Genomic DNA, 12,028 nt, shown 5'->3' with positions numbered 1-12,028 from the left:
TGCCGTCGCTGTTCTTCACCAGGTCCCGCGAATACCCGTCCGGCGTAGTGAACGACCCGTCGCTCTTCTTCTTGAACGACACCGTCGCACCGGTGGAGTCGTACCACTCGACCTCGTCGGTGAAGAAGGTGTCCAGGCGCCGCTCGTAGGTGAACCAGGCCCGCTGGGACATCGTCCCGGCCGGTGCGTCCAGCGAGTTGTACGTCCGCGCCAGCTGCAGCTTCTGCCCCACCCCGGCAATATCGAAGTCCGTCCCGGCCAGCATCAGATTGCCCGTCGAGTAGTCCACCCGAACCACCAGCGCATCGGTCAGCCGTGTGTCCGCTATCCGGTGCCAGGGCACATCACCCTGCCCCCGCGGCACCCACACCAACGGCACCACCCCGCCCGACTCGGCCGCCGAGACCGACGGCGCCGCCTTCGGAGCAGCCTCGTTCTGCTTGCGGGCCAGCGCGGCAGCACCGGCCGCGTCCCTCGCCCGGTCCGTACGCTCCCACTCGGCATCCAGCCACGCCGCGCGCTCCCCCGAAGGCTTCACTGACGGCGCGGTAGCGGGCGCCCGGTTCACACCGGACTTCACCTGCGGCCGCTCCAGCTTCTGCTCCTTCTTCCCCCAGACGGAAACCGGGGTGTCCGGCTGATCAGCTGCGGCCGCCGGCAGAGCCGCAACGCCCAGGGCGAGGACCAAAGCCGTCGCGGTCAACGTATGGCGCACGGTCGTGCGGGCACGCCGAGAGGGCATGCCAAAGGCACGTGAAGACATCAACGGGGCCTCCCCCTGAGTGGTGGACACGCTGATACTGGATCTGCTTGATCCGGAGGAAGCGAGAACACCGCCGATGGCGATGAAGGACTACTCGGACGAGTTCAAGGCCGATGCCGTGGCCCTGTACGAGTCCACGCCCGGGGCGACGTACAAGAGCATCGCCGCTGACCTGGGCATCAACAGGGCGACGCTGCGTGAGTGGGTGCTGCGGGACCGGGAACGTCGAGGCGTGGCCCCCGCGGCCCCTCGGTCGGGTGGGGCGGCGCAGGCCCGGGCAGGACAGCCGGCACCGTCCCCCGACCCGGACGAGCGGATCCGGCAGCTGGAGGCCCGGGTGGCCGAGCTTGAGGCCAGCGAGCGGAAGCTGGCCACCGAGCGGGACATCCTGCGCAAGGCGGCCAAGTATTTCGCCGGCGAGACGAACTGGTGAACCGCTTCCAGTTCGTCCACGACCACCGGGACGCCTTCGGCGTGAAGCGGTTGTGCCAGGTGCTGGGCGTGAACCGGTCCAGCTACTACAAGTGGAGGGACGGGGCCGACGCGCGGACCGCGCGGCAGGCCGCCGACCATGCCCTGGCCGAACAGATCCGCGCCGTCCACACCGACTCGGACGGCGCCTACGGCTCTCCGCGGATCACCGCCGAGCTCCGCGCCGACGGCCGCAAGATCAACAAGAAACGGGTGGCCCGCGTGATGCGCAACTTCTCCATCCAGGGCATACGCCTGCACAGACGGGCCCGCACCACAATCCCCGAGCCGTCGGCGACACCTGTCCCGGACCTGTTCCAGCGGGACTTCACCGCCCCCGCGCCAGGAGTCAAGTACATGGGCGACATCACCTATCTCCCCACCGGGGATGGCCAGTTCCTCTACCTGGCCACTGTCCTGGACTGCTTCAGCCGCCGGGTGGTCGGCTGGTCCATCGCCGCCCACATGCGCACCGAACTCGTCGCCCAGGCCCTGCGGATGGCAGCCGCCACCCGCAGCGGCCTGAACGGCGCGATCTTCCACTCCGATCACGGCGCCCAGTACACATCGCGTGAATTCGCCGACCTATGCGTCGAGTTGGGCGTCACCCAGTCCATGGGAGCGGTCGGTACCTCCGCCGACAACGCCGCCTGCGAGAGTTTCCACGCCTCCCTCAAGCGGGGGACCCTGCGTGGCGCCCACCACTACCCGGGCGCGGAACTCTGCCGACTCACCGTCTTCCGGTGGCTCACCCGCTACAACACCCGCCGCAGCCACTCCGCCAACGGACACCTCAGCCCCATGGCCTACGAAAACCAGCACCAGCAGGAGTCCGATAAGCTCACGCTGGTCGCATAACCACCCGAACGCGTGTCCACTTTCGCGGGGGAAGGCCCAACTTCCCCCCACAGGAAGGCGATCCCAGCAGCCCCAGCGGCCACCAGGCGCACACAGACTCACACAGCTCCCACACAAAGCCCGGGGGGTATGCCCCCGGAATTCCCTTGCACACGCCCCCGAAACCGGCCTCACCCCGCATACCAGCAACCAGCACAAAGCGGCTGGATAAATGCCGCATAAGAGAGAAAGATCAACGAAGGGATCCTTCACAGATGGCCGGATCCGACCAGTGATCTGAGTCAGAGATTCGTCGGCAGTAGGCGGCGACCCTCGTTCGGCACGCTGTACGGCGGATACGAAGCGGCCGAGCTTGCTCGCGAGCCGTTCGCGGGCCAGGAACCCTGCGATCCGCCGTCCCCCTCCCCCGCAGCACCCCTCAGACCTCCTGTCCTGCCCCCGTGGGGGTCAGGACCTTCCCGGGTCGTACACCGCCCGGCGGCGACGTCCCCGACCCTCGAGGAAATCGGAGACCTCGGAGCCGGTGCTCACGGCCGCCGGCAAGGAGCAGCTGTTCGGCACCCCCCGGGCATATGGACAACGCCCGTCGGCAGCTGCGCAGGTAGGAGCGCCGGGTGGCCTGGCGTTTGCGCGGGGCCTGTGGTCGGATCCCGAACGACCGCCCGAGGTCCGCATCGGCGGGACCGTCCTGGTCGACGTCGGAAGCCGGCGTCCAGTGGACCTGCTGCCCGACCGGGACGCGTCCGGCCTGGCCGCTTGGCTCGCGAAACGGCCCGGTGTGAAGGTGGTCTGCCGTGATCGGGCACCGTTCTTCGCCGAAAGGTGCCACTGCCGGGGCACCGCAGGCGGTGCAATCATCTGCCTGCGCAAGCTCCGAACCTCATTCTGAAACGATCAGTAAGAGGGATGCGCGGTACTCAGCACACGGGGAAACCCTCGATGCCGTGAGGTGAATCCCCTGCGTGTGCAGGAAAGTCGCTTCAAGATGGAGGGGTGACTTCATCAACCAGCCACCGGAGTGTTCCGGCTATCAGTCTGTCGAAGGTAATTGAGCACGCGCCTGATCTCGTGCCCCTGTACAAGGCGGCAGGCAGCAGTGTCCGCGCACATGGGCTGGAAGGCGTGCGGGCCGCGGTGTACCTGGTGCTGGACCGCTCGGGGTCGATGCGGCCCTACTACCGGAACGGCACCATGCAGCACCTGGCCGAGCAGGTGTTGTCGCTGTCGGCGCACCTTGATGACGACGGCATCGTGCCGGTGGTGTTCTTCTCCACGGACGTCGACGGATCCACGGATCTCGTGCTGGGCCGGCACCACGGTCACATCGACAAGCTGCACGAGAACCTGGGCCACATGGGCCGTACGAACTACCACTGGGCGATGGACGAAGTCATCGACCACTACATGGCCTCCGGCAGCAGTGCCCCTGCCCTGGTGGTCTTCCAGACCGATGGCGGGCCGTCCAGCAAGCTCGCCGCGGAACGGTACCTCTGTAAGGCGGCTCGCCTTCCGCTGTTCTGGCAGTTCATCGGGTTCGGTGATCCGGATGCCAACGAGTTCGCGTTCCTGCGGAAACTCGACACCCTCGCTGTTCCAGCCCGTCGCATAGTCGACAACGCAGGCTTCTTCCATGCCGGCCGCACCCCCGGGGCCGTCCACGACGACCAGCTCTTTGATCAGCTTCTGCAGGAATTCCCTCAATGGATAGCCGCTGCCCGAACCGCAGGCGTCCTGGCGTAGAGCTGTCGGTATCAGGCCGGGCCGACCGGCCCGGCCTGTAGCCCACGCTGGCCGAAGAAGGAAGCAGCGCACCCGAGATCCAGTGCCCGCAATGAGCGCCGTCCAGTGCGGCAACACCGACCTGTCAAGCCCTTGCGGGTTGCCGTCACCGGCACGCTCTCAGCACGGGCGGCTGCGCCCAAGAGGCGCGCTGGTCGGTCGCGAAGGCGGGGGCCGGGCGTTCACCGACGAGCAGGCATGTCCAGCCGGCCCAGCCGTTCCGGCAGGACGTCGGCAACGCCGGGGAGCGACGTCCACGCCCAGCTCCACCGGAGATGGTGCGCTACCGGGACGCACCGACGGACTACCAGTGAAGTGCCACATGGCTCGTCCCCGCCATGCGGCACCTTCTCGTCCTTGAGGATCGCCCCGTTCCTTCCAGATGCAGGAAGACCGACGGTGGGGACGCGGGTCAGTCCTTCAGCCGCTCGTCACGCACGGGGATCGCCAGTGCCGCCCTGCTGACCATGAGCGGTACGGCCCACGCCGCGTCCGCCGGCGGCGTCCAGGTGAGTGCCGCGGCCCCCACGTGCGTCAAGGTCAACGTCGACAAGGGAACCATCTCGAAGACGGCCTACGTGACGAACAAGTGCTCCACGACGAAGCGGGTCAAGGTCGTGTGGTCCTTCGCTCCCGATTCCGACTGCAACACCCTCAAGCCCGGCCAGAAGTTCAAGACGAAGCGCGGTCTCGCCCCGCAGTTCGACGGGTTGGCCCTGTGCTGAGCGTTTCTCGCTCGATGCCGGCGCGGTAGCGACGTCAGCCGGGGGAGGGTGACTGCCGCCGGCTGCTCTTCCCCGGGCCGGCGCGTGTCCGGGCGCGTGCGATGCGCACGACTCGGGGCCTGTGCCAACTGGCCCGCGGTCTCATCACGGTGCGTGTGGCCGATGAAAGCCGGACTCCTGGCAATGTTCGCGTCGCAGTAGCCGATCAGGTCCGCGGCGGGATCGGGGCCACGTCAGCGCAGCGCAGTGCCCTCGGGCTGCCAAGTTACGTACCACGGGCCCCCGTGCCTTCGGCTCGGCTCACCGGAGCAGCTGCCGGGCGGTGTGGCGCCCGATGATGAACCACGCCTTCGCGGCCGAGTGCTTCCGCGCCGGTTGCCGGTACGAGTGATCAAGCACGACGAGCTGTTCGGACCCCGAGGCCAGGGATCCGGCTATGCGTCCAGGCCCGCTGCCACGGAGACGGCCGCCGCCGGGTCGAGGATGGCGGGCCAGCGAGGCTCGGTCAGGGGGGTGCGACGGTGACGGATCGCGGCGTCGCGCAGGCCGGCCAGTGCCTCGTCACGATAGGGGCCGGCGGCCAGCGCGGATTCGGCGACGGCCCGGAGGTCCTCGTCGCGGCGGTGTGCCGCGGCCAGGTCGAGGGCCTTTTGGAGCACGGCGAGCGGGCCGTTCGCGAGGCCGGCCAGCAGCGTGTGCCACTGGGCCGGATCGGCGTCGGTGGCGAGCCGGGTGAGCGGTTTCTGCCACTTCCAGCCGAGGCGTGTGACGTGGTGCGGGACGCCGCGGCCGGCCGAGGCCCGGACCACACGCTCGGCGACCATGACGGTGACCGAGACTGCCGCCGCCGGGTCGACCGCACAGAGCCGTTCGGCGAGGAACCCGGCCCCGCAGGCGTGGATGTCGGCGGTCGTGCGCGCTCCCCGTACTTCCGCGCGCGCGGCGGCCAGGGCCGCGGTGACCGCGTCGGGGCCGGTCAGTGGGGCGAAGCGGCAGTGCAGGAAGGCCCGCAGCGGGGCGATGGCCTGCTGCCGCCCCGGGAAGGCGTCGGCGGCCGCCGCCAGGGCAGCGTCCAGCCCTGCCCAGTCCGGGTCGCCGGCCCGGTCGGCGGTGGCGGTCGCCGCGAGGCCGTTCCAGTGCCGGAACACCACGGCGGCGCGCTGCCACCACCCGTCGCCGAGGATCTCGGCCAGCTTCGTCTGCCGTCGCAGCGTGGGGCGTTCGGCCGCGCCCAGCCGCACCAGGTCGCCCCAGAGCCGCAGCGCCGCGGCCTTGGCGTTGTCGTCGGGACACGGGAGGGTCCGGTCCCACAGATCCGAGCACCAGGCGGCAAGGTCGGGACCGTACCGGGTGAGGACCGCCTTGGCGCCGGCGGCGGAGTCGGTGTCCGGCCGGTCGGCGGCGGCCTTGGCGAGCTGGGCCAGCCAAGGTAGGTCCGCGGGCGGGATCCGGCGGCGCAACGCCGCCGCGACCAGGGTGTGGTTGGCCGGGGCGTGATCGGCGAGCGCCGGGTGGAGGACCTTGTGCATGCCGGTGCGCGGGGCGCCGTGCCAGGGCCGGCCGCCGTGGTCGCGCGGCCAGTCGTCGCGGCCGCGCACGAGCTGGTCGTGGTGGGCCTGTTCGAGGGCCCGCCACCGTTCGAGCGCGGCGAGGGCCTGGTGATCGCCGGCCGCTGCGAGCGGTACGAGTAGGCGCACGGCGCCGCCCGGCGCCAGCCAGACGGCGTCGCACCGGGCCTCGCCCCACGGGCGGCCGCCCGGGTGGCCCGAGGGGCGCGCCGCCGGTGACCACGGCACGAGGCGGGCCGCGTGGGCGGGCGCGAGCCGTGCCAGTCCCGCGACGGCGAATCGGGCCGCGGGATGCTGGTAGCCGCTGTCGACGAACAAGGTGAGCTGGTGGGCGCACCAGCGCTCGGCGGCGCGGGTCCCCTCACCCTGCTCCGTGCGGTCCGGGCAGGTAGCACGGTCGGTCGGGAGCCACGCGTCGCGGTCGGGCCCGGTGTCCGCGAGGAGGGGCGGCAGCAGGGCTCGGGCGACCTGTTCGGTGCGGTCGGTACCCGCGCACAGCGCCACCGCCTCGTCCAGCAGGCGGTGCACCTCGCTCGGCGTCCGCACGGTACGCAGACGCTCTCCGAGCCGGGTGAGGACGCCCCGCAGCCGGGGCGGCGGAACGTCGAAGGGCCGGCCCCCCTCCCCCGCCAGGCTTCGCAGGACGGCCAGGGGCTCCCGGCCGTCGGCCGCCGCCTCGTACCAGTAGGCGTCCAGGATCTCCTGGCCGCCCGCGGTGTCCGCCCCGCCGGTGTCGGCCGAGTCGCCGGGCCTGCCCGGCCGCCCGGATCCGAGCCGGGCCGCCGTCTCGGCCGCGTGGTCCATGAGCTTCGCCCATTCGGCCTTCCACCGCCTGCGGTGAATGGCCGGCAGGCATTGCAGCACCTGGCCCCGCAGGGCGTCGCGTTGGGCGAGCGCGAGCAGTTCGCGCATGCGGGCGAGGCCCCAGACACCGTGGTGTTCGGCCAGTACGTCGACCAGCCGCGCGGCGAAATTGCCGTGGCTGGTGGCGCTGTTGCCGTCCAGCCGGACCAGCCACGACCAGAGGCAGAGTTCGCCGCCGCATCCCGTGGGTGGCGGATCCCCCTCGTTCACGGGCCGGTTCAGGCATCCTCGGTGGTCGGCGCACAGCTGGTGCAGCAGCGACCAGACCGCCCCGGCGGCCTTGGCTTCCACTCCGCCGAACCGGCACAGCATCTCCAGCACCCGCTGGCGCAGTGCGGGGTGGCGGCGCAGGATGTCGGCCAGGTCGGCGGTGACGACCTCCGGGGCGGGATGGCAGCGGGTGGGCAGGATCGCCAGGAGTTCCTCGGCCACTGCCCGCGGCACCGCCTCGCGCAGATACCGCTGGATCTGTTCGCGCTCGTGGACGTACAGGTGCGGGAGGAAGGCGTAGCAGCGCACGGCGATGACCTGGAGGTCCGCCTCCGTGCTGGCCAGCAGGCGCAGCAGCAGGCCGGTGGCCTCCTCGCGCGCCGCGCCGGTCAGCCGTACCCCCTGCACGATCGCCTGCTCGGCGACCGAGGCGCGCAGGAAGTCGTCCGGATGGCTCGTCAGGTGCGCTTCCAGCGCCTGGTAGTACGACAGTCCGGCCTCGTCGGCGAGCTGGGACACGCACCGCCCGGCCGCGTACTCGTACAGGGTCTGGTGGAAGAACTGCACCGCGCCGGCCGGCCCTTCGCTGCCGGCGCTCGCCACGGGCGGGGCGGCGCCCGCGTAGGAGACAGGCAACGAAGTGGAGGCCGTGTCCGCCAGGGACACTGTCTCGGCGGGGGATGCGGTGCGCCTGCCGGCCGCGGGGTTCGTACGGGTGAGCACGCCGCGTCCCTCCAGGACCGCGACCTGCTCGGCCGGGTCGCCGCCCGCCGGTCCGGCGTCGGCGGCCGGCAGGCGCTTCGCCAGTTCGACGGCGGGCAGCGCCACCGTGCCGTCGTGCAGCATCAGCCGCGCGGTGGCCTGGGCCGGCCACGACAGGTCCCTGTCGTCCGCCACGACCTCCGCGCCATGACGCCGGTCCCTGGCCACCCGGCGTTCCCAGTAGGTGTCGTAGACCAGTCCGGCGTCGATCTCGGCGGTGTCCATGCCCTGGTCGTAGACCTGGACCAGCATTCGCAGGGTCAGGGGCCGCGCGACGACCTCCCGCACGGGCAGACCACGCACGGCGCCCGCGAGCAGGTTGTCGGCCGTGCTGCGCCGGATGTCCTCCGGCAGGTAGTGGCGGCAGTACGTGGTGACGGCGCGTTCCACCTCGCCGTCGAAACGGAAGTCGTCCACGTGCGTCGACACGGCGAGCGGCGCACCGTCGAGGACATCCTCCAGCTGTGCCCGGTCACGGGTACGGCAGGTCATCGTGAGCGGCGTGCCCCGGCCCTGGCACAGCTCGACCACCCGCCGCAGCCGGGTCCGGCCGTCCTCGGCGCGCAGGAGAAGATCGGCGCTGTCGAGCAGCACGATCCGGCCGCGCCGGGCCTGTGCCTTGCCGGAGGCGTCGAGCGCTTCCAGCAGTCGCGGACCACCGTGCGGGTCCAGGAGGTCTTCGCCGCGCACCAGGCGCGGGGAGAGGACCGCCCCGCGGCGGCGCTCCGCCGAGGGGGGCCCGGTGCGCCGGCCGACGGGTGCCGCAGCGGCCCTGCGTCCGCGCAGCGTCGTCGCCAGGTACCACAGCATGCTGGTCTTGCCGGTGCCCGGCTCACCGAGAACGACCTGGACAGGCCGGCCCGGCTCCCCCGCCGCCGCCTCCTCCTCCAGTCGTCGCGCCAGTGCCTCTTCCTGGCCGCGGACCACGTACACGTCGGCCAGAGCCACTGCGTCGGGGCCGCTGAGGCCGCCGGCCTGGGTGAGCGCCCTGTCACTGGCGTTCTCCAGGTACGTGTGGTGACTTCTGCCGCCGTCGCCGGCCCGGCGGGCCGGTGGCGGATCGGCGGCCAGGAGTTCGCCGGCCCGTTGCGTCCAGGGGCCGGGCAGCCTGCCGCCCACCCGGCCGATGGCCAGCACGGCCTCGAAGACCCGCAGCCGGTCCAGGCTGAGCGGACAGTCGGCGTCCAGGTCCCGGCGCAGGGTGCGGAAGGTCTGTTCGGTCAGTACCGGGATCCGGTCGGGGGCCGCGATCCGCCCCTGCTCCCGGTCGAGCTCCATCCGCGCGACGATCTCGCGGCGCAGCCGCTCCCACACGTTCCGGTCGGTGCGCCGGGCGAGCAGAGGGTCCTGCCGGTCGGTGGCGGAAGAGCGGTGCAGTTCGTCGTACAGGCGGGCCAGCGATCGCCGCAATAACTCGGTCGTGCCGCCGCCCCGGCGCGGCCCCCGGCCGGCCCCTGTCCTCGGGCCCTGTCGTTCCGTCACCACGCGTCCCCCGGTACGAAGCGGATGTCCCAGCGTAGGGCAGGCACCGGGGGCGGCGGGGGCTGATGAACGAGACATCGCGCAAGTTTCCCGCCCGCGCTCCTCACCTGCGCGCATCTGCGGTCCGATGCCCGTTTCCGTCCGCGACCTCGGACGAGTTACGACCCCGCGCGGCCCGGCCGCACCTTGGTGTCTCACGCCGGCACAGCCCGGGGTGCGGGCCCGCACCTCACCTCCGATCCGTTGGTGAGGTCCGCATGAAGCAGTTCCTTCTGTCCCAGCTCCGCCTTGTCCCGTCCCGACTCCAGTACCTTCCCACCGTCCTCCACGCCGAGCGTGCGCGGGAGATCCTGCGCCTGGCAGCCCGGTGGTGCTCGTGGCACCCCTCTCCGGAAGTGGCTCTGACCGCCCGGCTGGTCACCGACCTCGCGGGCAACGAGGGCGTACGACTCTGGTTCTGCCTGACGGCCCGGGTCCTGTGGACGCGGTTGTCGGCGTCACTCGAGCGAAGGTCGCGAGGGTAGCGGCGTCGCCAGGACAGGGTCCCGCCGGCTCGCCCGGCCCGCCGGAGGCGGTGTCGTACGGGCCGGCATCGGCGCGCCGACTCCGGCGTCCGGGTCGTGGAGGCGGAGGAGGGCCGTGCGGGACAGCGCGCCATCAACGACGGCTCGAAAGAAGGCGCTTGCCCACCGCCATCCGGCGCCTCATTGGATCGCGCCTCCTGCCGGCAAACCGGAACCTGTCTCCTTGGTGAGCCGGTCTGTTGATCGGCACCCCCGGATGACCTACGGCATCGCGGATGGAAGCCTGGCCGTATGGATACTTTCGCGGACCGACTCGATGGCGGGTGGAAATGGTGGGAGGCCGCCATTGAGGAGGCGCAGGAGGGCCGCTGGGTCCGTGATGCGGTTGAGCGGCAAGTGATCAAGGACATTCGCGTCGCGGCCAACCCTCTCCACGGCGGGCGGGCGGCCCCGTACACGGAGGACTCGTGGCACGTGCGCATCGGGAGGATCGCGAACTGGGCCGGGGTGCTGCGGCTCGCGGCTCGGGCAGGTGGCTGGGTGCTCGCACCGGTCGCCGGACGCAAACCACCAGCCTCTGCCGGCATGGCCGAGCTGCTGTCCGGCATCTACGCGGTCGGCGAGCAGGGCGAAATCTGGATGAAGCAGCTCCTGAGGGGCGAACTGCCGCCAGAAGACGAGATCGCGAAGGCCGAGGGTTTCCTCACCGGGCCCGGATCCATGGAGGACCTGGAGCTCTTCTTCGACGACTGAGCAGATGTTCTCCTCATCTCTCTTCATCGTCATCTCTCTTCATCGTCACCGCCGTGTCCGGATGAGGGCGGCGGTGAGGTGAAAAGCTGCCTGGTACGCGATGGCGAGTCTCGAAGAGTGCGGCGGTGGTCCGCGGCGGTCCGCTCAGCTTCGCCCACGGGCCGGGTCGGCCGGCGTCAACGGCTCGATCCGGTCCCACATCGTGTCAGTGATCAGCAGGGGGCGAGACACATCCGGTCAACGGACTCACCCATCTGGAGGGTCACTCTCCAGCCGGAAACCCGGGCAAGCCGCCCTCGCGGCGGGCTTACCGGGCCCGCGTTCAGGCGTGTCCGGCCGCCGGCTCCCACGGCGGGCGGGCAGCCCGGCCCCGTCGCAGCGGAGGCATCGGCCGCGCCGGCACCGTCCATGCGCCCGGTGTCCGGCCACGGCAGGGGTACCCGCGGGAACGGTTCATACGGCGGGGCGCTCGACTGCGAGTCCGACACCAAACGCCGCGAGGATCGCGCCTCCCACCCGCAGGATTGCGCGAATCACCCGCGCCTCACGGAGCATCTTCGCGGCGGCGCTGAAGACCAGGGCGTACGTGACCAGCGACAGGAAGCCGATCACTGCGAATACGGCACCGAGGACCAGGGTGTCGACAGGCCGCGCACCGTGGTCGATGAACTGGGGGATGACGCTGGTGAAGACGATCACGGTCTTCGGGTTGGAGAGATCGCTGATGAGCCCCTCCCGGAACGCGCGCCACCGGCTGCGCGGCTTGCCGACGCTTGCGGGCGCCGTGCCCTGCTCCGGTGCCGGGAGGGCGGCGCGGGCCAGCAGGAGCTTGACGCCGAGGTAGACCAGGTATGCGGCGCCGAGGTATCGAACCACGTCGAATGCGATCTGCGAGGACACGAGCAGGGCGGTCAGGCCGGCAACCGAGGCCGCGGCCCACACCAGATCGGCGGTCAGAACTCCCAGCGCGGTGAGGAGCGCGGGGCCGCGGCCGCGAGCGATCGCGCTCTTGAGGACCAGCATGACCGCAGGTCCCGGAATGATCACCAGGACCACGGACAGAGCGGAGAAGGCGAGTATCGAGGACATACGCGCATTATCACAGCGACGTCGGCACGGACCCTGGAGCTTCTGAAGGCACCCTGCCTCGTTGCAGTTGTCGCCCTGCCGCACCTGGGAGCACACGACTTACCGAGCATGCCCATCGTCTGCCGGTGAGCCGCTCGCCACTTCAACGCACGGGCGAAAACGAGGTCTTGGGATGGAGGC

General features: G+C 71.0%; 7 protein-coding genes. 4 read left to right on the top strand and 3 right to left on the bottom strand.

Translation table 11 applies throughout. The features are described 5' to 3' along the window. A partial coding sequence (locus E6R18_RS34720) for a DUF6531 domain-containing protein (RefSeq protein ID WP_240799631.1) occupies positions 1–703 on the bottom strand: 703 nt, incomplete at its 3' end. 136 nt (positions 704–839) lie between these two features. Between E6R18_RS34720 and E6R18_RS07515 the strand changes: the two genes are divergently transcribed. The 3 genes from E6R18_RS07515 to E6R18_RS07500 all read left to right on the top strand — a co-directional run bounded on the left by E6R18_RS07515 (position 840) and on the right by E6R18_RS07500 (position 4,596). Continuing rightward, a protein-coding gene (locus E6R18_RS07515) for an IS3 family transposase (RefSeq protein ID WP_136316064.1) occupies positions 840–2,092 on the top strand; the annotation gives its coding sequence in 2 pieces (ribosomal slippage) (positions 840–1,182 and positions 1,182–2,092; 1,254 coding nt in all). A 993-nt stretch (positions 2,093–3,085) separates the two neighbouring features. Beyond that, positions 3,086–3,832, top strand: coding sequence for a VWA domain-containing protein (locus tag E6R18_RS07505; RefSeq protein ID WP_136316047.1), 747 nt, complete (start codon positions 3,086–3,088; stop codon positions 3,830–3,832). Between the two features lie 506 nt (positions 3,833–4,338). Then, positions 4,339–4,596: a hypothetical protein gene (locus E6R18_RS07500; RefSeq protein WP_136316046.1), complete on the top strand. Its 258-nt coding sequence runs from the start codon at positions 4,339–4,341 to the stop codon at positions 4,594–4,596. 434 nt (positions 4,597–5,030) lie between these two features. On the opposite strand, the gene E6R18_RS07495 is transcribed toward E6R18_RS07500, so the two are convergent. Beyond that, the gene (locus tag E6R18_RS07495) at positions 5,031–9,410 is read right to left on the bottom strand and encodes an ATP-binding protein (RefSeq protein WP_136316045.1); all 4,380 of its coding nucleotides are present in this window, start codon (positions 9,408–9,410) and stop codon (positions 5,031–5,033) included. Between the two features lie 887 nt (positions 9,411–10,297). Here E6R18_RS07495 and E6R18_RS07490 point away from each other — a divergent pair. Then, entirely contained in the window at positions 10,298–10,759 is a 462-nt protein-coding gene (locus E6R18_RS07490) for a hypothetical protein (RefSeq protein ID WP_136316044.1), read from the top strand. Positions 10,760–11,212: 453 nt separating this feature from the next. Here E6R18_RS07490 and E6R18_RS07485 read toward each other — a convergent pair whose 3' ends face one another. Continuing rightward, on the bottom strand, positions 11,213–11,848 hold the full coding sequence (locus E6R18_RS07485) for a LysE family translocator (RefSeq protein ID WP_136316043.1): 636 nt from the start codon (positions 11,846–11,848) through the stop codon (positions 11,213–11,215). Positions 11,849–12,028: the final 180 nt, after the last annotated feature.

The sequence above is a fragment of the Streptomyces sp. A1277 genome (genome assembly GCF_004795015.1).
Taxonomy (GTDB): domain Bacteria; phylum Actinomycetota; class Actinomycetes; order Streptomycetales; family Streptomycetaceae; genus Streptomyces.
The sequence above is the reverse complement of the archived record's forward strand: the minus strand, read 5'-3'. Positions and strand labels throughout refer to the sequence as shown.

What these genes read in the sequence shown, in the direction of transcription:
- E6R18_RS07500 (WP_136316046.1), top strand. Translation starts at nt 4,339, where the DNA reads ATGAGCGGTACGGCCCACGCCGCGTCCGCCGGCGGCGTCCAGGTGAGT.
- E6R18_RS07490 (WP_136316044.1), top strand. Translation starts at nt 10,298, where the DNA reads ATGGATACTTTCGCGGACCGACTCGATGGCGGGTGGAAATGGTGGGAG.
- E6R18_RS07485 (WP_136316043.1), bottom strand. Translation starts at nt 11,848, where the DNA reads ATGTCCTCGATACTCGCCTTCTCCGCTCTGTCCGTGGTCCTGGTGATC.